The organism is Pseudooceanicola sp. NS-SX8 (assembly GCF_057380755.1).
On sequence record NZ_CM170819.1, the window covers coordinates 1,926,429 to 1,948,319 of the forward strand.

Sequence of the window (21,891 nt, forward strand, 5' to 3'; positions counted from 1 at the left end):
TCACCCCCCTCAATCCCCAAAGCGCAAGGAGACCGGCAGATGAAGTTCAAGACCTTCGCCGCCTTTGTCGGCCCCTCGGTCGTGATGATGCTGGTTTTCATCGCCTTCCCCCTCGTCAGCGTCTTCATCCAGAGCTTCCAGGTCACGCAGCCTGTCTACGAGACGGTCGAGGTGGAGACCTGCACCCCGGGCTTCCTGACCCAGACCTGTGTCACCGAAAGCCGGAGCCAGCCTGTTCTGGGCGACGACGGCAAGGTGATCACCGAAACCCACTTCGTCGGTCTGCAAAGCTATCGCAACGTGCTGGAACTCGGCCGGGCCTGGGATGCGCTGAAACACGGATCCTGGCGAGCCTTCCAGGCCATCGATTTCTGGAAGGCGCTTCGCTTCACCCTCAGCTTCACGCTGATCACCCTGCCTGCGGTGATCGCCCTTGGCCTGACGCTTGCCCTCGTGATCAACAATGCCGGCAGCCGGATCCGTGGGCCCGTGATCTTCGTCTCGTTGCTGCCGTTCATCATCACGCCGGTCATCGGCGCGCTGTCCATCAACTGGCTGTTCCGGGGGGACGGCATACTGACCGCCCTGATGGAGCGTGCCCTGCACCGTGACATCTCTCTCTTTGCCCAGGCCTGGACGATCGAGGTGCTCATGATGCTCTACCGGATCTGGCATGTCGCACCCTTCGCCGCCATCGTCTTCTACGCGGGCCTTCAGACCGTCAACAGCGACAGCCTGGAATCCGCCCTGATCGACGGGGCATCCCGGTGGCAGCGGCTGAAGTACATCGTGATCCCCCACCTGATGCCACTGATCATCTTCGTCGCCATGATCCACCTGATGGACAGCTACCGGGTGTTCGAAGAGGTGGTCGGTTTCCGCAGCCAGGGGCACGTGATCTCCCTGCAGTGGCTGACCTATGATTTCCTGCAGCCGGATCAGGCAGGCAACCGTTCGATCAGCCGGGCCTCCGCCAGCGCGATGCTGACCATGGTGGGCATTGTTATCCTGCTGATCCCACCGCTGAAGCGCAGCTGGCGCGACCATAAGGGAGTTCACTGACATGACCAGCGCAGCAACCGTTTCTGCCCTGCATCGCCAGCCGCTGGGACTGCGGCTAATCTCGGGCGGCTTCCTCATCCTCTGGTGTGTCATTGCCGCCTTCCCGATCTTCTGGATCGCGGTGATGAGCGTGAAATCCCCGGTCGACGCCTTCGGTGATCATTTCTGGAGCGTCCTGCGCGGCCCGGCAACGCTGGCTGCGGGGAAGGGGATCTCGATCCTGGACATCGTGGTGAACCTCGGTGTGGCCTGGGCGATCTTTCGGGGCACCGCGCGCCGGTTGCCGCTGGCGGTGGCAAGCTACAGCCCGGGGGGGCGCCACTGGATCGGCTGGCTGATCGGCGCCGCAACGATCGCCATCGCGACCATCGTGATCTTCTTCGCCCTGCTGCCCGCGCTCATGTCTGTCATCAACCCGATCGCGGGGCCTCTGGGGCACAAGCTGATCGGCTTCACCACCGAACATTACCGCACCGTCTGGGTCGAACGCGGCTTCTTCCGCAACTTCCAGAACTCGTTGATCGTGACCTGCGGGGTCGTGCTGATCTCCCTGACGGTGGGAACGTTGGCGGGATACGGCCTGGCCCGTTCCGGCAGCACCCTGGCGTTCTGGATCCTCATCGTGGCGCTCGTGTTTCGCGCCTTGCCGCACTCCGTTCTGGTGGCGGGCTACCTGCCGGTTTTCATCAACTCGGCCGAGATCCTGCGCCCGATCCTTGGAGACGCCGCACCGACGCTCTACGGCAAGCCGCTGGCGGTCATCGCGGTGCTGGTGGCCATCAACCAGCCGTTCACGATCTGGATGTTGCGAAGCTTCTTCCAGAACATTCCCGCAGACCTGGACGAGGCGGCCCGCGTCGATGGTTGCACCCATTTCCAGGCGTTCCGGCGTGTCATCATGCCGGTGATGTGGCCGGGGGTGATCACCACGGGGCTCTTTTCCTTCCTGCTGGGCTACAACGACTTCCTCGTTACATCGCTGCTGCTGGATGCGCAGAACCAGACCATGGTTCCGGCCATCGCGGGGATGTTCAATCGCGAAACCACGACAACCGATCAGGTGGTGGCCGTCGCCGCGGCCGTCTCGATCACCGCGCCGCTCTTCATCCTGGTGATGATCTTCCAGCGCCAGATCGTCAGCGGCCTGACTGCAGGGGCGGTGAAGGGATGAGTTGCCAGGCCCGCCAAGGCGCACTGTCGCGCCACCCGGCTCTCAACCGCATGCCGCGGGATTTCCTGGAGGGGAGAGTGTTCCTCCCTCTCAAATGGAAATCCACAAGCAGAAAGGAAACGCCATGACAGGCGCCCGCCCCGAACAGGCCGTGCTGAGCCGCGACACGGACATGACCAGAACAGAAGAGACCCGCCGCGTGATCGAAGGCATGGTCGATGGGCTCAATGATCACCGCATCGATGATATCGGTGCCTTCTTCCATGACAGCTTCCGCTGGATGGGCAACGCCGGATGCGGCACGAAGACCGGCCTGAAGGAATTTCAGGACAACTGGCAAAGGCCCTTTCAGGCGGCCTTCTCCGACAAGGTCTGTGTCGATGAGGCGCGCCTTTTCATGGGCGAATGGGCCGCAGCTTTCGGTCGGCAGGAAGCAACGCATTCGGGCCCCTTCATGGGGATCGCCCCGACAGGCAAAAGGGTGGAGATCCGCTACATGGATTTCTGGAAGGTCGAGGACGGCCGGATCAGCGACAACTGGGTCATGGTCGACTTCCCCCACGTTCTGGCCCAGCTCGGCCATGACGTCTTTGGCGGGGAAGGTTGGGAAGCGTTCGACCGGGGGGAGCGTGTCGCCCCGCGCCCGGTTTCTTCTGCGGAGATGAGTAATGAGTGACCGGCACAGTGCCCACAAGGCCCTGATCGCGCCCCTGCGCGCGGCCATGTATGATTTCACTGAGGGCGGCGTTCGCGCCGCCCTCGACACGGCTTTCGCGACGGACGCGGTTGTTCACATGTGCCATCCCTTCGGGGATCTGGCAGGGCCGCAGGAGTTGTACCGGAGCTGCTATGCGCCCCTGTTCGATGCGGTGCCGGATCTGGAACGACGGGACTACATCGTCATTGCGGGCCCGGACGAGTTCGGAAACGACTGGGTCGGGGCTGGGGGCTACTACACCGGAACCCTTGTCGGTCCCTGGCTGGATATCCCGCCGACCGGCCATCAGGTGCACATGCGGTACGCCGAATTCTTCCGGATCGTCGACGGGCAGGTGGCCGAGATGCAGGCGATCTGGGATATCCCGGAGGTCATGATGCAGGCCGGCGCCTGGCCCATGGCGCCGAGCCTCGGGCTGGAATGGCACGTTCCCGGTCCTGCCAGCCACGACGGGCTCGTTCCGGGCCCCAGGGACGAGGCGCGCTCCTCTGCCAGTTGCCAGCACATCGTGGACATGCTGGACCACATGAAACGGCACCCTTCCCAGGGAGGGCCCGAAGTGATGGAGATGGAGCGGTTCTGGCACCCGCGCATGAACTGGTACGGCCCGGCGGGCATCGGAACCGGGCGCGGCGTCGCGGGCTTCCGAAACTGGCACCAGATCCCCTTCCTGGCCGGCATGCCCGACCGTGGGCAATACCTTGAAGAGATCACCTATCACTTCTTCGGGGACGGCGATTATGCGGCCGTGACCGGCTGGCCGAACATGATCCAGACGGTCACCCATGACGGCTGGATGGGCATCGCCCCCTCGGGCAAGCGGATCGACATGCGAAGCCTCGATTTCTGGCGCCTTGAAAACGGTCTGATCCGGGAAAACTGGGTGCTGGTCGACATTCTGCACGCCTATGACCAGTTGGGCGTGGACGTTTTCCGGCGCCTGCGCGAATTCAACAAGGTTCGCGTACCGGGAAGGATCGCCTTCCCTGTCGGAGAAGCCTGAGCTGAGGAGGAGCATCAGATGGCGGAACGGGTAACGGCCCAGATGGTGGCCGAACGCGCGGGTGTCAGCCAGTCGGCTGTCAGTCGGGTCTTCACCCCCGGGGCCTCGGTCTCTCGCCGGACCAAGGAGAAGGTGCAGGCGGCGGCGGATGAGCTGGGCTACCGGCCCAATGTCCTGGCGCGTGCGATGGTCTCCGGCCGGTCGCGGATCATCGGGCTCGTGGTGGCCTACCTTGAAAACCAGTTCTATCCGGAGGTGCTGGAGAGACTGTCCAATGCCCTGCAGGCGAAGGGCTATCACATCCTCGTCTTCATGGCGTCGCAGGAGGCGGGAACACTCGACAACGTGGTGCAGGAAATCCTGGACTATCAGGTTGACGGGATCGTGCTGGCCTCGGTTTCGCTCTCCTCCGACCTTGCGTCGCGGTGCCAGGCGGCAGGGGTCCCGGTGGTGATGTTCAACCGCGAACAGGACAACGGCGTGCTGAGTGCCGTGACCTCCGACAACTTCGGTGGGGCACACAGGGTGGGGGAATTCCTGCTTGCCGGCGGCCATGAACGCATCGCCTATCTTGCCGGCTGGGAAGGGGCCTCGACCCAGCGGGATCGCGAGGCCGGGTTCCGCGCGGCACTGAAGGACGCAGGGCGCGAGTTGCACGCGCGCGAGGACGGCCGTTTCGAAACGGAGAGGACAGCGCAGGCCGTGCGCCGGATGTTCGCGGGGCCTGATCGGCCCGATGCCGTGTTCGTCGCGGGCGACCAGATGGCCCTGATCGCGATGGATGTGCTTCGCTTCGAACTGGGGCTGTCCGTCCCGGACGACGTGTCGGTCGTCGGGTTCGACGATGTTCCCGCCGCGGGCTGGTTGTCCTACCGCCTCACCACGGTGCGCCAGCAGGCCGCGCTGATGGTCGACCGTACCGTTGAAACGCTGGTGGCCGCGATCGAGGCCCCCGGCGATGCCCCTGCCCAAAGACATGCCATCGAGGCGCCGCTGATCCTGCGCGCCTCGGCCAGAATTCCCGAAGGATGGACCCAATGAAAGGTTTCGACCCGAAATTCCGAGATTTCCCCGATTACATCATCGGTATCACCAAGGAAATCTGGGAGGACCGTGGCATTGCCACGCTCCATGACTACTACGCGCCCGATATCGTCGTTCGCTCCCCGGCGTCGGTCGTACGGGGCAATGCCAACGTGATCGGTGCGACCATGGCAACTCTCGCAGAGTTTCCGGACCGTACCCTGCTGGGGGAGGATGTGATCTGGTCCGGCACGCCGGAAGACGGCATGCTGAGCTCCCACCGGATCCTGTCCACGGCGACCCACCTGGGCGACGGTGTCTATGGCGCGGCGACGGGCAGGAAGCTGCAGTATCGCATCATCGCGGACTGTCACGCGCGCAACAACATGATCGATGATGAATGGTTGATCCGGGACCAGGGCGCAATCGTGCGCCAGATGGGCTGGAAGCCGCGTGCCTATGCCGCTGACCTGATCACCCGGGAAGGCGGGGCGGACACCTGCGTGCGTCCCTTCACCCCGGAAATTGATCTGCCGGGGCCCTATTCCGGTCGCGGTAACGATGACCCCTGGGGGCAGCGCTATGGCGATATCCTGACCCGTATCATGGGGGCGGACATGCGTGTGATCGGGGAGCAATACGACCGCGCCGTGCTGGCGGAATACCCCGGGGGTGTCACCGGCCGGTCCTTCGACGCGGTGGACCGCTTCTGGATGGGGCTTCGGGCTTCCTTCCCCAATGCGACCTTCACGATCCACCACCAGATCGGTCGGGAAGATCCCATGATGCCGCCCCGTGCCGCGATCCGCTGGAGCTTGACCGGGGAACATGACGGATGGGGCGTGTTCGGGGCTCCGACTGGCGCTCGGGTCCATGTGATGGGCGCGGCGCATGCGGAGTTCGGGCTTCTGGGGACCGCCGAACCGAAGGTCCGCCGCGAATATGTGCTCTTCGATGAAACCTCGGTCTGGAAGCAGATCCTCCTGCAGGCCGGTGTGTGATTGCCGGGGACCGGTTCAGTGACCTCGGGTGATACGGGCAGCCTGGCTGCTGGCCCTGACGCGGGTGGTACGGTCGCCCTGCTGGCGGTCGCCTGCGGGGTGTTGGCCGCGAATGTCTACCTTGCGCAACCCCTCGCGGGGCCGATTGCCGCGTCTCTGGGGTTGCCTGCACGCGCGGCTGGGGCTGTCGTCATGTTGACGCAACTGGGCTACGGCCTGGGCCTTCTCCTGATCGTGCCCCTGGCTGACAGGATTGAAAACCGGCGGCTCATTCTTTCCCTGGTGGGGCTTGCCGGGGCAGGGCTCCTCCTCGCGGGGGTGAGCGCCTCGACCTGGCCTTTCCTGCTCGGGTGTCTCGCGATCGGCCTGGGGTCGGTCTGCGTACAGGTCCTGGTGCCCTATGCCACCCACATCGTCCCCGAGGCACGCCGGGGGCGCACCGTCGGGCTGGTGACCGCGGGGCTGATGCTGGGCATCATGCTGGCGCGGCCCGCGGCCGGCCTGCTTGCGGGGGGGATGGAGTGGCCGGCGGTTTTCAGATCCGCCGCGGTGGTCATGGTTGGCCTGTTGTTGATCCTGTCGCGCCGGCTGCCCCCGCTATGTCCGCAAAGTTCGGAAAGCTTTCTGGCGGTGATCCTGTCGATGCTGCACGCGCCGTTGCGGTTCGCATTGCTGCGGGAAAGGATCGTCTACCAGGCGGCTCTCTTCGGCTGCTTTTCCATGTTCTGGACTGCCGTACCGATCTGGTTGATGGGTCCCGCGTGGCAATGGAGCGAGGGGCAGGTCGGGCTGTTCGCGCTGACGGCCGCAACCGGTGCGCTTGCGGCGCCGGTTGCCGGTGCTCTCTCGGACAGGGGGCATGGTGCCAAGGTGACGCTGGGGGGCCTTCTGATGGCGACCGCCGGATTTGCGATGACGGTACTGTCTTCTCCGGGGGAGGGGATCACCGCGGTGCTGATCGTGATTGCGGCAAGCCTGATCAACGCGGCGGTGACCTTTGGCTACGTCGTTGGCCAGCGGGCGGTCTTCGGACTGGATCCCGGCGCGCGGGCCCGGTTGAACGGGATCTTCATGGCCAGCTTTACCCTGGCCGGGGCTTTCGGCTCTGCCTTCGGAAGCTGGCTGCTGGCGCACCATGGCTGGGACGCGATCGTCATCGTCGCGCTCATCGCGTTTTCCGTCGCTCTGTTGCGCTTTGTCCTGGGCGCGCTCCGCCGAGCCTAGGTGCATCCGAGCGGGCGCGGACTGTTTGCAACGAAACCTTATGTGAGCGAGTGGCACCCCGCAGGCACAGCCAGGCAAGTCCCGGGAAGATAACCCAGTTTTCGCCGCTGCCGATCAGCCAGATGCGCCCGGAGGCTGGTAGTTTGCTGGCGGACTTGCACCTCGGACCTGCCGTCCGACGTTTCCCATTCAGAGGGGAACGTGCAAACGGATGTCAGGAAATGCCCCGTAGCAGCGCGATCAACTGGCTCGTCTCTGCCGAACCCAGCTGTCCCAGCAGGTTTGCATCCTGCGCCTCGATCTCCTCCCGGATCTGCAGCATGCGTTTGCGACCAAGCGCCGTCGGCAGGACATTCACCTGGCGGTGGTCGTTCTTGGCGACCTGCCGGTGAACCAGGCCATCTGAAACCATCCGGTCGACCAGCTTGGTCAGGGTCGGTGGGTTCATGAGCACGATCTCTGCCAGTTCGGTCATCGTCATGCGCGGGCCGGCATCCAGGGTTTCCAGGATACGCCAGGCTTCGATCTGAATGCCATGCTTCTTGAGCCGCGCTGCGAGGGAGGTGTGAACCCGCCTGTGGGCCGCTGCCAGCGTGTAGGACAGGTAATTCTGGATCGGGCTGCTCGTTTCCATGGCGCTTTCTGCCTTTCGGGCGGGATTTGCGTTCGCTCTCCCGAATTTAATTGACTTGGAAAGTAAAATCAAAGGGCATGTGTACGTCCCTGCGCCAGGAGTGAAGGGCATGACCGCCTTTGTTCCATTTTCCACCGTTCCGACGGTGCCGACCGAACTCGAAGAGTTCCGCGAAGGTCCCCTGGCCCGTGCCAAGGGGACGTTTCGGGTCGCCTTGCTGATTCCGCTTTGCGGCAGCGCGGGGCTTTGGGCGCCATCCTGCATCTCTTCGGCTCAGGTCGCGGTGGAAGAACTCAACCGCAAGGGCGGCATCGCGGGGCGGCGGATTCAGCTGATCATGATCGACGCCGCCGTGGAAGCGCACACGCCGATCGAGGAAACGATCCACGAGTTGATCGAGGACGGCGCGATTGATGCCATAGTCGGCATGCATATCAGTGCGATCCGCCAGCGCTTGTCCAAGGTGGTACGACAACGCATCCCGTACATTTACACGCCCCTCTACGAGGGAGGCGAGAGTACACCCGGCCTCTATGCGATCGGAGAAACCCCGCAGGAGCAACTTGCCCCGTCGATGGAGCTGCTGCAACGGCGCTACAAGCCGAAGAGCTGGGCGTTGATCGGTAATGACTACGTCTGGCCGCGGACCTCGCACCTTTATGCCAAATCCAAGCTGCGGCAGATGGGGGTGGAACTTGCCTATGAGAAATACCTGCTCTTCGGGCTGCGCGACATGAACCACTACGTGGAAGAGATCGAGCGTTCCGGTGCCGAAGCGGTGTTGATTTCTCTGGTGGGGCAGGACGGAGTGGCCTTCAATCGCGCATTCGGCAAGGCGGGCCTGCATCGAAAGGTGCTCCGCCTGTCCTGCGCGATCGAAGAGAATGCCCTGATGGCCAGTGGAAGCCGCAACACCAAGCGTTTGTTCGTGGCGTCTTCCTACTTTTCGACGCTGCCGACGGAGGCGAACTCCGCCTTCAAGGAACTCTACTACAACCTTCATGGCGACCAGGCGCCGGCGCTGAATGCCCTTGGGCAATCGACCTACGAAGGGGTGCATTTCCTCGCCGGCCTGGTTGCCTCGCACGCGGATGACTGGCGTGCTTTCGGGACCGCAGATGGCCTTCCGGTGAGTCGTCGCTCCGGGCGGAAACGGTTGTCGACAGCCAGTGGGGATCGCGCGCCCATCTATCTCGCCCGTGCTGACGGCCTTGGCTTTGAGGTCACGGATGAGTTATAAATCAATGACTTGAAGTCAATTGATTTCCAGTTCAAGTTTTTACTTGAATTGGAAAGTAAAATCTCCCAACGTTCAGGTGACCGGTGCGACCGGCTGCTGTGGCGGTCGCTGCACCCCCTGACAATCGTGGAGAAATACCTTGCTCTGGATCGCCCTCATCGTGCTTGCCGCACTGATTATCCTTGTCGGGATCTGGTTCCTTCAGAAGTTCTACGCCAAGGCGACACTGGATTCCGCGCTCGTCCGTACGGGGTTCGGTGGCCGCCGGGTGGTGACCGACGGGGGCTGCCTTGCCTTGCCGATCCTGCACCAGATGCAGCGTGTCTCGATGGGGGCGATTGCCTTCACCACCACGCGTGATGGACGCGGGGCTGTCCTGACCCGGGATCAGCTTCGGGCGGACGTGACCTTCGAGTTCGAGCTGCGGGTCGCCCCGACGGACGAGGGCATCGCGACAGCCGCCCAGGCCCTGGGTCAGAGGATCGCCCGTGGCGGCGAGACGGTGGAAGACGTCCTCAAGGGGGCGCTGGTGAACGCGATCCAGAACGCCGCAGCCGCCCGCACGCTGGAGGAAATCCATCTCGACCGTCGCGGCTTCTCGGATGAGGTCGCAGCAGGGATCGAGCTGCAGGCTGCCCGGCTTGGCCTCACGCTGGTTTCGGCCTCTTTGATTTCGGTCGACCAGAGCGATCTTGCCCAATGGGCCGAAAACAACGCCTTCAACGCGCAGGGCATGCGTCGCCTTGCCGAACTGGTGGCGGATCAGCGCAAGGCCCGCATCCGGATCGAGACCGAAGCCGAAACCGCCGTCCGTGAAAGCCGGCTGGCGCAGCACCAGCGGCAGTTGGAATTGCAGCGGGCCGAACGAGAAGCGGAAATCGCCCTGAAGGAACATCTGGCCCGGCTGGAGGCGGAGGCGACCTCCCGCGAGGCGTCCGCCAGGGCAGAAGCGGATCGGGCAAGCGAAAGCGCCCGTATCGAGGGGCAAAGCCGTACCAAGGCCACCCAGGTTGCCGAAGACGAAGCACTGCGACGTGCTGAAATGGCGGCAGTCCTCTCCCTTGAGGAGGCGCGGATCGCCAATGACATCCAGCTTGCCCGCCGCCGTGCGGAAGAGGCGACCGCCAAGGCGGAAGAGGAGGAGGCACGCGCCAAGGTGATCCTGGCCGCCGAACATGTGGAGGCGCAGAAATCCCGCGCCGTCACCGAACGCGAGGCGGAGATCGCGCGCCTGAAACAGCAGGCACAGATCGCGCTGGAAGACGCCAAGGTCAGGAGCGACGTCGATACCCTTCTTGCAAGGGCACAGGCCGAAGCCACCGCGGCCGCCAAATCTGCCGAGGCTGATCGTATCCGGATGGAGGCAGAGGCCCAGGGCCGCGCCGCCCTGAATTCGGCGGAGAATACGCTCAGCGAGGCCGTCATCCGGATGCGCCTCGAGGAACGCAAGCTAGATCGCCTGCCTGAAATCATGACCCAGATGATGAAGCCGGTCGAAAAGATCGACTCGATCCGGATCAACCAGATCTCCGGCATGGGCGGGGCAGGGGGGAGCGGCGGCGAGGGTGTCGAAGGCGCCTTCGGATCGGCCATGGATCAGATCTTGGGAATGGCTGTCCGCCTGCCTGCGATGAAGCAGATGGGGGAGGAAATCGGCCTCGATTTCGATGCCAATCTGGCCGGGCGCACCGCCGATTACGCCAACCGCATCAAGAAGAAGGATGAGTGACGCGGACAACCGCGCACCAACACCAACAACAGGAGAGACGGAAATGACCCTTAACAGACGCAGGTTCCTTGGTGCTTCTGCCACGCTGGCCGGTGCCGCGCTGCTGCCCAGCCTCGGCCGCGCCGCCAGCCCCATTAAGTTCGGTTCGATCCTCGACAGTTCCGGCAACTTCGATGCCTACGGAACGCCGATGGACATGGCAATGCGGCTGGCCATCAGCCAGATCAACGATGCGGGCGGCCTTCTGGGGAACCCGGTGGAAGTGGTCGCTTATGACACGCAGTCCGACATGGCGCTTTATTCCCAGTACGCGCAGCAACTGACGCGGCAGGACAAGGTGGATGTTGTTCATGGCGGGATCCTTTCCGCCTCGCGCGAGGCGATCCGCCAGACCATGCGTCGCTCGAACACGCTCTACTTCTACAATGTGCTCTACGAAGGTGGGGTCTGCGACCGCAACATCTTCATCAACGGGGTCACGCCCGCACAGCAGGTCGCAGCCCTGGTGCCCTATGCGATGGAGAAGGCGGGCAAGAAGGTCTACGTCCTGGCGGCCGATTACAACTACGGTCAGATCATGGCGCGCTGGATCCAGAAGTTCGTGGCGGACAATGGCGGCGAAACGGTCGGCGTGGACTTCTTCCCGCTCGATGTTGCCGACTTCGGGTCGACGATCGCCAAGATCCAGACGGCCGCGCCCGACCTTGTCATCGCGCCGCTCGTTGGCGGTGCTCACCTGTCCTTCTTCCGCCAATGGGCCGCCGCCGGCATGAAGGACAAGATCCCGCTGGCCTCCACCACGCTCGGGGCAGGCAACGAACATAAGGTGCTGACGCCGGAAGAAGGCGACGGGATCATGCTCGCCTACAACTATTCCGAAACCCTGGATACGCCCGCCAACATCGCCTTCAAGGCTGCTTGGGAAGGGGCCTACGGGGATACTTCGGCGCTCCATGAACTGGCTGTTTCGCATTACCAGGGCATCATGATGTGGGCCGAAGCCGTGCGCCAGGCCGGTTCCGCCGAACATGATGCCGTGGTCGAGGCCATGGAAACCGGCCTGTCGATCGAGGCGCCGGGCGGGCTCGTGACCTGTGATCCGCAGACCCACCACGCGGTGCTCGATGTGCATATCATGGAGGTGAAGGATCAGGGGCTTCAGGTGATCGAGAGCTTCCCGCAGCAGCAGCCGATTGACACGCAAGCCGTCTGCGACCTGACCGCGAACCCCGACGACAACACGCAGTACGAAATCCAGATCTGATCGTTTTCTGATCGGACGGAGCGGTGGTCACGGGACCACCCACTCCGGGGCGCGGGAGGCGCCCCGGGGATCGGCCGGGCCTTGCCCGGAGACGTCACCGCGCAATCTGAAGGCGGAATTCATGGACCTTTCTTTCATCATCGGGGTCGAGATCCTCTACGCCATCGCGTCGCTGATCCTGATCAGTGCCGGGCTGGCCGTGGTCTTCGGCATGATGAAGGTGATCAACCTTGCCCATGGCGAGTTCATGATGATGGGCGGCTACGCCACCATCACGGCAGTGAACCTGGGCGTGAATGTCTTTGTCGCGATGTTGATCGTCGCGCCGGTCATCGTGGGCCTGATCGGGCTGGTGGTGGAGCGGCTGGTGATCCGGCATCTCTATGGCCGGCTGGTGGACACGATGCTGGCAACCTGGGGGCTGAGCCTCTTCTTCATCGGGCTGGCGACGATGATCTTCGGGAACACGACCACCGGGATCTCGACACCGATCACCGGGTTCGCCGTCGGGAACTACCAGGTGAACGGCTACAACTTCTTCATCATCGTGGTCGCCTTCGCGCTACTGGCAGGCATGCTGGCCGTGCTGAAGTTGACCCGGGCGGGGCTGATCGCACGTGGCGCGATGCAGCGTTCGGACATGGCTGCGGCGCTTGGCTACAGCCCGGACAGGATCTACATGGCGACCTTCTTCTGCGGGTCCGCGATTTCGGGTCTGGCTGGGGCCGTGCTTGCGCCGCTGGTGGGGCTGGTTCCGACGTCTGGCGGGGCCTACATCGCCAAGGCTTTCATTACAGTCATCGCCGGTGGCCCGTCCCTGATCGCAGGGCTTGTCAGCTCTGCCGCGTCCTTCGGTCTTGTCAGCCAGATCATGACCTTCGCCGTCTCTCCCGTGATTGGTGAGGTCGCCCTGCTGGTTGCGGCGGTGGTTCTGCTGCGCCTGATGCCGCAGGGGATCACCGGGCGGTTCTTCAAGGGAAAACTGTGATGCCCGGAAGCCTTCGCAACGATATCGTGGTCACCGCAATTGTCGGACTGCTGGCGGTCTGGCTGCTGCCCATGGTGATTTCCACCTACACGCTGACCGTTCTTATCATCTACGGGATGCTGGGTCTCAGCCTGGGTCTGATCTGGGGCTTCGGTGGGATCCTGTGCTTTGGTCAGGCCGCCTTTTTCGGCCTGGGCGCGTATACCTACGCCGTCGCCGCGATCAACACGGGCGAAAGCACCCTGCCGATGGTCCTGGCCATCACCGTGCCCGCGCTTTTCGCCGCGCTGTTGGGTGCCATGATGTTCTATGGGCGCCTTACGGATGTCTACCTGGGGGTCATCACCCTGGTCGTCACCCTGATCCTCTACAAGTTCGTCAATTCCACCGCCGGGCCGCAGTACGTCATCGGCAAGGCCCGCCTGGGTGGGTTCAACGGCATTCCGGGGTTTCAAACGCTGAATGTTCCCGGCAACCCGGGGGCCTACATCTGGGGCGATCCCTACTTCTATGTCTGTGCGGCCCTGCTTGCGCTGGTGTTCCTGCTCGTCTCTGCGCTGCTGCGGTCCAGCTTCGGTCGGGTGACTGTCGGCATCCGGGAAAATGAGACCCGCGCGAGCCTGATGGGCTACGATGTCCGTGCCCGCAAGACCGCACTCTTTGCCATAGGGGCCGCGATTGCCGGGTTGGCGGGGGCGCTTTTCGCCAGCTGGGCCGAGATCGTGACGCCGAACCTCTTTTCCCTCAGCCAGTCGGCGGAGATCATCATCTGGTGCATCGTCGGCGGGCTGGGCACACGCCTGGGGCCGATCCTGGGCGCCGCTGGACTGGCCTACCTGAAATTCCTGCTGGGGCAGCAGCACATTGTCGACAACACCCTGATCACGGGGCTCATCCTGGTTCTCTTCGTGCTGTTCTTGCCGAAGGGGCTGGTGCCGGCGATCGCGTCGCTCTGGCGGGCCAGCTTTGGCCGGCGGGGCTTCGGCAAGGTGCATCAGGCCCGCCGCAACCGGAGGGCCAGCCGTGCCTGAAACCGTTCTAGAAACCCATGGCCTGACGATGCGCTTCGGTGGTGTCGTGGCGGCCGACAATGTGAACTTCCGCCTCAGGGCACGAGAGTTGCGGTGCCTGATCGGGCCGAACGGGGCCGGCAAGTCCACCTTCTTCAAATGCGTCGCGGGGCTGCAGACACCGACCGAGGGCCAGGTCTTCATGCGCGGGCAGGAAACCACCCAATGGATGCCGCATCAGATCGCCTCGCTCGGGGTGGGCATCAAGACCCAGACACCCAACGTCATGGATGCGCTGTCGGTCTTCGAGAACATCTGGCTGGCGGCACGTCGTTTTCATCCCAAGGCGGAGGCGACGCGCAAGACCGCAGAGGTGATCGACCGTCTTGCCCTTGGCGCGATTGCGCGCAGCGATGTCGGTCAGCTGGCCCATGGCGAACGCCAGCGGGTTGAATTGGGCCTGGTCGCCGTCGGGGATCCCTGGCTCGTACTGCTGGATGAACCCGCGGCGGGCATGAGCGCGGAGGATGTGGAGCGGATGACCGGCATCATTCATGAGCTCAATCGCACGGCAGCGATCGTCATCGTCGAACACGACATGCAGTTCATTCGCTCCATCGCCGAAACCGTGACCGTGTTCCACCGGGGCGCGGTCCTGATGGAGGACCACGTGGACCGGGTCATGTCCGACCCGGTGGTGCGCAATGTCTACCTTGGAAAGAAGGCGTGAAATGATCCGGGACAGCATCGTGAAAGAGGCCGCAACTCCGGTCGGGGAACGCGCCGAAATCCTCCAGGTGAAAGGCTTGTCCGGTGGCTATGGCAAGGTTCCCATCTTGCATGCCATTGACGTTTCCGTGGCCGAAAACGAAGTGGTCGGGATCCTGGGCCACAACGGCATGGGCAAGACGACCCTGCTGAAGACCGTGATGGGCTTTCTGCCCGCGACCTCCGGCACGGTACGCTTCCATGGCTCCGATGTGACGCGCGTCTCGCCCAATGAAAGGGCCGGGCAGGGGATCGGCTATGTGCCGCAGGGGCGGGGGATTTTCCCGCAGCTTTCGGTGCGCGACAACCTGCGCTTCGCCTGGCACGACTATTCCGGCGCCCCGGAGGCAGAGGTGATGGAACAGGTCCTGGAGGATTTTCCCCGCCTGCGTCGGCTTCTGGATCGTGACGGCGGTGCGCTTTCGGGCGGGGAACAGCAGCTCCTGGCGCTGGCCCGCTGCCTGATGGGCGATCCGGAATTCCTTTTGCTGGATGAGCCGACCGAAGGTATCCAGCCCTCGATTATCGAAGAGATGGCCGAAACGCTCCTGCAGCTGCGGGAGGCGCGGGGCCTTTCGATCCTGCTGGTCGAACAGAACTTCGATTTCATCAAGGACCTGTCAGATCGCGTGCTGGTGCTGGAACGCGGCCGGATCACCGGCGAACTCAGCCGCGGAGATCTGGATGATCAGGCCAAGGTGGACCAGTTTCTGGGCTTCGGTGCGGCGCGGTCGACCAGAGGCAGCGATGGCAAGGGGGCGCCTTCGATGTCGGCGACCTCTCCCGCTCCGGTTCCGGCGCCGAAACCGGGGAGCTTTGCTTCCCCCTCACCGGCTGCCGCGCCGGTTTCCTTTTCCACCACCACGCCCGCAACGCTCCCCCGTTCCGTCAGCCCGAGTACAGCCATGACCGTCAAACGCCCGACCCTTCCCCAGATGCGCCAGATGGCGGCCAACCTTGGCATGACGATGTCCGACGAGGATCTGATGGAATTTGCCCAGATCATGGAGGGCAACATGCAGTCCTACGACCGGCTGGACGCGATGCCGGACTACCTGCCGGAAGTCCGCTATCCGCGCGCTCCGGGACGGTTCCCCGATCTGTCGGAAAATCCGCTGGCTGCCTGGTACGTCAAGACGGAGGTGAGAGGGGCGCCGGACGGGCCGCTGCGAGGCAAGAAGATCGTGCTGAAGGATACCGTTGCCCTGGCTGGCGTGCCGATGATGAACGGCTCGCCCATCATGGAGGGTTACGTGCCAGAGATCGACGCCACCATCGTCACCCGCATGCTGGATGCCGGCGCGGTGATCGTGGGGAAATCGAACTGCGAACATTTCTGCCTGTCGGGGGGCTCCCATACCTGTGCCAAGGGGCCGATCCGCAATCCGTGGAAGCCCGCGCACATGGCTGGGGGCTCCTCGGGCGGGTCGGCGGTTCTGGTCGCGACGGGAGAGGTCGACATGGCCATTGCCGGCGACCAGGGCGGGTCGATCCGGATTCCTTCCTCGAACTGCGGCGTCTACGGCATGAAGCCGACCCATGGGCTTGTTCCCTACACGGGCGTGATGCCGGTCGAGCAGACCATCGACCACGTCGGCCCGGTGACCAGCAATGTCGCCGACAACGCGTTGCTGCTGGAGGTTCTGGCGGGCGAGGATGGCCTCGATCCCCGCCAATATGCCCCCAAGGCCTATCGCTATACCGAGGCCCTTGGCCGGGGCGCCCACGGGCTGCGCATCGGGATCCTGTCCGAGGGGTTCCACCGCGCCGAGAGCGAAAGCGACGTGGATGACAAGGTTCTGGCAGCGGCAGAGACCTTCCGCCAGCTGGGCGCACGGGTGGAGGAGGTCTCCATTCCCGAGCACAACCTGGCAACCGATTGCTGGGCTGCCATCACGCTGGAGGGCATGCAGGACCTGATGCTGCACGGCAATTCCTCTGGCACCAACTACAGGGGGATGTTCGTGCCGTCCTGGACCGATCACATGGCCACCTGGCGCAACCGGGCGGATGAGCTGAGCCATTCCCTGAAGGCGTCGATGTTCGTGGGCGAATACTTCCAGACCCACTATCGCGGGCGCTTCTACGGCAAGGCGCAGAACATCATGCGGCGCGTGAACGAACGCTTCAACGCCGCACTGAAGCAATACGATCTGCTCCTGATGCCAACGGTGCCGATGAAACCGCAGGAGATCCCTCCGGCCGACTGCTCGATCTCCCTGTATGTGCAGCGCGCCTTCGAGATGATCGGAAACACCGCCCCCTTTAATGGCACGGGCCTGCCGGCGATGTCCGTGCCTTGCGGTCTGTCCGACGGGCTGCCGATCGGGATGATGCTGGTCGGGCCGCAATATGGCGAGCTGAAGATCTACCAGGCAGCCCACGCCTTCGAGCAATCGGGCGACTGGCGCGAGATGTAAGCTGAGGAGGGGCGCATGTCGATCTTGAAAGACAGCCTTGCGGGCCGGATTGCCGACTGGGGTGCAGGTGGGGGCGCGGCTGGAAGTGCTCCCAGCCAGCAACCCGCGCTTCCCGTTGACGGTCGCGCCTATCTGAAAGGGGGATCTCACCCGCCACTTGCCCATATCACCATTGCCCGGCTGCTGGCTTCGGCGGTTGCGCAGTCGGGGCCCCGAGATGCGCTGATTGTCCCGGCGGAGGGCCTGCGGTTGAGCTATTACGACCTTGATCGCGCCGTGGATGAGACCGCATCGGGCCTTCTCGCCCTCGGGCTTGAACGCGGGGACGTCCTGGCCATGCAGGCCGCCGGTGGCCAGGCGCTGATCTTGCGCCTCGCGGTTGCGCGCGCCGGGCTGATCCTGGCAGAGTTGCCGCCCACGCTCAGCTCCGCCGATTTGCGCGACAGCCTGCGTCTTCTCGGGGCAAGTGTCCTCGTCCCACGGTCCGGTGTCTTGCCGGGGGATTTTGGGGTGCAGCTTTCGCCTCATGCGCAAGGCAGGTTGTCCTGCCCGCAATTGCCCCGTCTGCGCGCGATCCTGACAATGGCGCAGGCCTCGGACGCGGGCTTCATGTCGCTGGTGGATTTGCGCGCGATGGCAGGACCGGCCCAGCAACTGCGCCTTCCCGCCATAGAGCGGATGACCGATCCGGATGACTGCGCGCTGATCGTCGTGGATACGGATCACCCGGCGGGTCTGGCGTTTTCCCACTATGCGTTGGTCAACGCGGCGCGCAGCATGGCGACTCTGGCGGGGCTTCTGGAAACGGACCGCATTGCCATCTGCGAGCCGGGTGCTGCAGCCTATCTGACCGGTCTCTTGCCCGCAGTGTCGCGGGGTGCCGCGCTCCTCCCTGCGGGAGAAGACGATCTGGCCGCGCTTTTGACCAGCGGACGGGTCACGGTGCTGAAAGGGGATCCACTGCGCATGGAGGCGCTGAGGGGTGTGGCGAAGGGGGCGTCGCTACGGGTCCTGCTGCCTTCGGGACCGATCAAGGCAGAGTTGCCTGTGCCGAACGTGCCAGCGATCATGATGCGGGATCTTCCGGGGGGGCTACCGCTGTGCCTGACCATGGCGGGAGGTTGGCTGCAGCCTCATCTCGAAGCGAAGATCACCGATGCGTCGGGGCGGATCCTGCCTGTTGGTGACAGGGGTCGGCTTTCCATCCGCGGGTTTGCCGTCCCGCAGGGATACTGGGCCGGGAAGGGTCCATCGCTGAAGGACGGCTGGTTCGAGACCGGGCTCATCGCCCATTTCGATCCGGAGGGCGGCTTGCAACTGAACGATGCCGAGGGGCGCGCAGCAGACTGATCGGGTCCTCCGGCCAGTTTTGGGTCAGGCTTGGGCCATTGGGGCCGCCCCGCTCCGTTACAGGGAGGGGCGGCCGGGTTTCAGGCTGTTTCGCGCAGCACGCCACGTGCCTTGTCCAGCGCCTCACGCGCGCGATCAAGGGCGGGCACCTTGCCGATCCTGTGCGCCTGGGCGACCTCGACGCTCAACACGATCTCATCCGGCAGTGCCCGCAGGAGCGCACTGGTGTCGAAGTCGCCGTCGCCTGGCATCAGGCGGTTTCCCCGGGCGGTGGCTATCAGTGCTTCGTCTGATGCATCATAATCGCCCGGGCCGTCACAGAGCTGGGCATAATGGATCCAGCCGGGATCGAGCGCGGCGATTTCATCGAAGGTCGAGCGTGATCTCTGGACATGCAGCGCATCGACGAGGATCCCGGCAGCCGGGTGTGCCACTGCCCTGACCTGGGCGGCCGCAGTGGAGACATCGGGGATGCAGGTCCAGGGCATGAATTCCAGATCCGCCGTCATCCCATGCTGCCCTGCCAGCTCGCAAAAGGCGCCGTAGTTCTGCGTCATGCGAGAGGCGTCGGGGTCGTAACCCGCGGTCAGGATGTTGCGGGCGCCAAGTTCGGCGCCGCGTTCCAGGAAGGGCAGGGTATCCATGGGGCGGAAATCCGGAGTGATCCTGATGATCTCGATGTCCGCCACCCGGACCCCCGTTTCACGGATCGCCTTGCGGGTCTCATCAAGCAGGGACCGGTCCGTGAGCAGGGGGTAGGGGCCGTCGGTGCCCGCAGGCAGCAGCCGCAGCCCGACGAAATCGAAACCGGCCTCTGCCGCGATCTGCACCGCCTGGGGCGGTGTCAGTTCGGGCACGGTCAGAAAGGCCAGGGAATAGCGGTAGCCCATTATTACCTCACTTCAGCGGCGAGAACGGCAGGGGGACGGCAAGGGTCGACGTCATCTCGGCCGAGAGCCAGTCGGGGCCACCCTTGGGCGGCCAGATGCCGTCGGCTACCGTCTTGGCCCGGGTTTCGGCGCGGTGGTTGGCGCTTTCATAGGGCCAGATCTGCGTGAAGCGGGTCGGCCCGTCCAGAGAGTACATGGCAATGGAAAGCGGGCTGTACTCGGTCCGGACCGGAACGGCCTCGCGCCACTTCTCGATGGTGGGCCCCATGCCGTTCAGTTTCGGTTGGTAGCTGCGAATTTCGTAGACCTTGCCGTACTCGCCGGGGGTGACAGGCAGGGTGAAGTCCAGGGGGACATAGCTGTCGGAGGTCCAGCCGCGCAGGTGTTCCATGCAGCCGTAGGGGTTGTCGGACAGATGGGTGCGGGTCCGTTCCGCGATCAGATCGTCTGCGCTGTCGAACTGGCGCAGCAGGATGATGTCGTTCAGCGTCCCGATGTCCGGCGCCCAGGCGCCAAGCAGGGTACCCTTCGCTTCGGGGGCGGCAAGCCAGTCCTGCAGGGCTGGCGCAACCTTGGGCGTGGCGAAGAGGGCGGTCTTCAGGGTGACGATGTCAAACAGCGGCATGGATATCTCCTCCGTTAGTCCCGGCAATGTCCGCCGGGGAGCCTTGGTGTGGGGGTGTCGTTGCGTCCGGGGCCCACCGGCCTGCTGCGTGGTGGGCGGCGATGTAGCCGAAGGTCATTGCGGGGCCGAGCGTGATGCCCCCGCTTGGATACTGCCCGGCGAAGATGGAGCTCAGGTCATTGCCCGCGGCATAGAGCCCCGGGATAGGGGTTCCATTGGCATCCAGCACGCGGGCGCTTGTGTCGGCGTCGAGGCCCGCGAAGGTCCCGAGGGAGCCCGACACGATCTTCACCGCGTGGAACGGCCCGCGTTTCAGCGGTCCGAGGGAGGGGTTCGGCTTGTGATCGCGGTCGCCCTGCACGCGATTGTAGAGAGAGGCGCCACGGCCAAAATCTGGATCCGTGCCCGCTTCGGCATGGGTGTTGAACCGGGAAACGGTCGCTTCCAGGACATCCGGATCCAGGTTGCAGGCGCGTGCGAGATCGCGGAGCGTGCGTCCGCTGCGCAGGTAGCCCCCGCGGCGGAAGGGGGCCAGCGGGAAGGGGAAGGGGCGGGCCCAGCCAAGTCCCCAACGGCGTTGTGCGGGGTGATCCGCGATCAGCCAGCATTCGGGGGCGCGCCCTTCCGGCGTGGCGTCGAAAAGACCGCGCATGAAGGCGTGATAACTGTCTGCTTCATTGGTGAAACGCGTCCCTTTTCCGCGTACCGCGATGATGCCCGGCTTGGCGCGATCGATGAGGTGGGGAAAGTGCATCTGTCCGCCCCGGCCGTCCGGAACGAGAGAGACTGGCGCCCAGGCGCCTGCACTGGCCAGGTCGTCGCGCAGGACGCCACCCGCCCCGGTGCCCAGGCGGATGCCGTCGCCGGTATTGTCCCGTGGCGCGGCAGAGAAATGCTCGGCGCCGGTGTCGCGGCCGAAAAGGCGCGCCCGGGTCGCGTCATCATGGGGGAAACCACCGGTGGCCAGCACGACACCGCGCAGCGCGTGAAGCTCTGTCCCGTCGGACAGGCGGAGCCCCGTGACCCTGTCGTCCTCATGGCACAGGGATGCGACGCCTGCGTTGGTGAAGAGGGCCACACCCCGATCCAGGCAGGACCGCAGCAAGCCTGCGGCCAGGGCGTTGCCGTTCACCAGCTGCATGGAGCGCCGGTGCCGGACGAGATCCGCGCCATGCCGCGCCAGGCGGCGCGCAACATGGAGCGCGGAGGCGGGGCTTCGCGTCGCCTTGAAGAAATGCGCCATGTCCTGACCAGAGGCGATGCCCATTCCCGCCAGGGAGATCTCCGCCAGGGGTGGGCGCAGCTTGGAGATCCAGGGGCCGAGGCGTCGCCCGTCAAAAGGGGCGGCGCAGACGGAGCGGCCGCCGGTTGCGGCCCCCTGGATGTCGGTAAAATCAGGGACCTTGTTGCCGTCGACCCAGGCGACCGCAGTGCGATCGCGGAAGAAGCGCACCATCTCTGGCCCTGTCTCGAGGTAGGTGCGGATGCGGGGATCGCCGACACGATTGCCCATGATGCCCGACAGATATTCCAGCGGCGCATCGACGTCTTCCTCGATGCCTGCTTCGACCGCCAGGGGGTTGCGCGGCACCCAGAGCCAGCCCCCCGACCAGGCCGTTGTCCCGCCGAAATGCTCCGCCTTCTCCAGGACCGCGACGCTGAGGCCGAGTTCCGCGGCCGTGACAGCTGTCGCAAGGCCGCCCGCTCCCGATCCCACGACCAGCAGGTCGTAGGTTGCCCCATTGCTGGGGCGTTCTTCGATTGTCATGGT

At 64.4% G+C, this 21,891-nt stretch carries 19 protein-coding genes; 15 read left to right on the top strand and 4 right to left on the bottom strand.

Going from position 1 to position 21,891, the window contains the following annotated elements; translation table 11 throughout:
• The first annotated feature begins 39 nt into the window (after positions 1–39).
• From AC2IR1_RS08755 to AC2IR1_RS08785, 7 genes are all read left to right on the top strand, one after another.
• Positions 40–1,062 (top strand): carbohydrate ABC transporter permease, encoded by a 1,023-nt coding sequence (locus AC2IR1_RS08755; protein WP_486475896.1) that lies wholly within the window; start codon positions 40–42, stop codon positions 1,060–1,062.
• 1 nt (position 1,063) lies between these two features.
• On the top strand, positions 1,064–2,233 hold the full coding sequence (locus AC2IR1_RS08760; RefSeq protein ID WP_486475897.1) for a carbohydrate ABC transporter permease: 1,170 nt from the start codon (positions 1,064–1,066) through the stop codon (positions 2,231–2,233).
• Between the two features lie 124 nt (positions 2,234–2,357).
• The gene (locus AC2IR1_RS08765) at positions 2,358–2,909 is read left to right on the top strand and encodes an ester cyclase (protein WP_486475898.1); all 552 of its coding nucleotides are present in this window, start codon (positions 2,358–2,360) and stop codon (positions 2,907–2,909) included.
• Positions 2,902–3,954, top strand: a complete 1,053-nt coding sequence (locus AC2IR1_RS08770; RefSeq protein ID WP_486475899.1) for an ester cyclase — start codon at positions 2,902–2,904, stop codon at positions 3,952–3,954. Before AC2IR1_RS08765 ends, AC2IR1_RS08770 begins: the two co-directional genes overlap by 8 nt.
• A gap of 18 nt (positions 3,955–3,972) precedes the next feature.
• Complete coding sequence (locus AC2IR1_RS08775) at positions 3,973–4,995, top strand: LacI family DNA-binding transcriptional regulator (protein ID WP_486475900.1); 1,023 nt, start codon at positions 3,973–3,975, stop codon at positions 4,993–4,995.
• Positions 4,992–5,978, top strand: coding sequence for a nuclear transport factor 2 family protein (locus AC2IR1_RS08780; RefSeq protein ID WP_486475901.1), 987 nt, complete (start codon positions 4,992–4,994; stop codon positions 5,976–5,978). Before AC2IR1_RS08775 ends, AC2IR1_RS08780 begins: the two co-directional genes overlap by 4 nt.
• Positions 5,979–5,996: 18 nt before the next feature.
• Positions 5,997–7,202: an MFS transporter gene (locus AC2IR1_RS08785; protein ID WP_486475902.1), complete on the top strand. Its 1,206-nt coding sequence runs from the start codon at positions 5,997–5,999 to the stop codon at positions 7,200–7,202.
• Between the two features lie 214 nt (positions 7,203–7,416).
• Here the strand turns inward: AC2IR1_RS08785 and AC2IR1_RS08790 are convergent, their stop codons facing one another.
• Positions 7,417–7,836, bottom strand: a complete 420-nt coding sequence (locus AC2IR1_RS08790; RefSeq protein ID WP_486475903.1) for a MarR family winged helix-turn-helix transcriptional regulator — start codon at positions 7,834–7,836, stop codon at positions 7,417–7,419.
• 109 nt (positions 7,837–7,945) lie between these two features.
• Between AC2IR1_RS08790 and AC2IR1_RS08795 the strand changes: the two genes are divergently transcribed.
• From AC2IR1_RS08795 to AC2IR1_RS08830, 8 genes are all read left to right on the top strand, one after another.
• Positions 7,946–9,076, top strand: coding sequence for a substrate-binding domain-containing protein (locus tag AC2IR1_RS08795; protein WP_486475904.1), 1,131 nt, complete (start codon positions 7,946–7,948; stop codon positions 9,074–9,076).
• Positions 9,077–9,215: 139 nt separating this feature from the next.
• Positions 9,216–10,805: a flotillin family protein gene (locus AC2IR1_RS08800; protein ID WP_486475905.1), complete on the top strand. Its 1,590-nt coding sequence runs from the start codon at positions 9,216–9,218 to the stop codon at positions 10,803–10,805.
• A gap of 43 nt (positions 10,806–10,848) precedes the next feature.
• Positions 10,849–12,069, top strand: coding sequence for an urea ABC transporter substrate-binding protein (locus AC2IR1_RS08805; protein WP_486475906.1), 1,221 nt, complete (start codon positions 10,849–10,851; stop codon positions 12,067–12,069).
• 121 nt (positions 12,070–12,190) lie between these two features.
• Positions 12,191–13,057: a branched-chain amino acid ABC transporter permease gene (locus AC2IR1_RS08810; RefSeq protein WP_486475907.1), complete on the top strand. Its 867-nt coding sequence runs from the start codon at positions 12,191–12,193 to the stop codon at positions 13,055–13,057.
• A complete protein-coding gene (locus AC2IR1_RS08815; protein ID WP_486475908.1) occupies positions 13,057–14,088 on the top strand; it encodes a branched-chain amino acid ABC transporter permease in 1,032 nt (343 codons plus the stop codon). Before AC2IR1_RS08810 ends, AC2IR1_RS08815 begins: the two co-directional genes overlap by 1 nt.
• Complete coding sequence (locus AC2IR1_RS08820; protein WP_486475909.1) at positions 14,081–14,797, top strand: ABC transporter ATP-binding protein; 717 nt, start codon at positions 14,081–14,083, stop codon at positions 14,795–14,797. Before AC2IR1_RS08815 ends, AC2IR1_RS08820 begins: the two co-directional genes overlap by 8 nt.
• Position 14,798: 1 nt before the next feature.
• Positions 14,799–17,255 (top strand): amidase, encoded by a 2,457-nt coding sequence (locus AC2IR1_RS08825; RefSeq protein ID WP_486475910.1) that lies wholly within the window; start codon positions 14,799–14,801, stop codon positions 17,253–17,255.
• A gap of 15 nt (positions 17,256–17,270) precedes the next feature.
• Positions 17,271–18,605 (top strand): AMP-binding protein, encoded by a 1,335-nt coding sequence (locus tag AC2IR1_RS08830; RefSeq protein ID WP_486475911.1) that lies wholly within the window; start codon positions 17,271–17,273, stop codon positions 18,603–18,605.
• A gap of 80 nt (positions 18,606–18,685) precedes the next feature.
• Here the strand turns inward: AC2IR1_RS08830 and AC2IR1_RS08835 are convergent, their stop codons facing one another.
• From AC2IR1_RS08835 to AC2IR1_RS08845, 3 genes are read right to left on the bottom strand one after another with little or no spacing between them, the layout of a single operon-like run.
• Entirely contained in the window at positions 18,686–19,495 is an 810-nt protein-coding gene (locus AC2IR1_RS08835; protein WP_486475912.1) for a sugar phosphate isomerase/epimerase family protein, read from the bottom strand.
• A gap of 7 nt (positions 19,496–19,502) precedes the next feature.
• A complete protein-coding gene (locus AC2IR1_RS08840; RefSeq protein ID WP_486475913.1) occupies positions 19,503–20,120 on the bottom strand; it encodes an NIPSNAP family protein in 618 nt (205 codons plus the stop codon).
• Positions 20,107–21,888, bottom strand: a complete 1,782-nt coding sequence (locus tag AC2IR1_RS08845) for an FAD-dependent oxidoreductase (RefSeq protein WP_486475914.1) — start codon at positions 21,886–21,888, stop codon at positions 20,107–20,109. Before AC2IR1_RS08845 ends, AC2IR1_RS08840 begins: the two co-directional genes overlap by 14 nt.
• Positions 21,889–21,891: the final 3 nt, after the last annotated feature.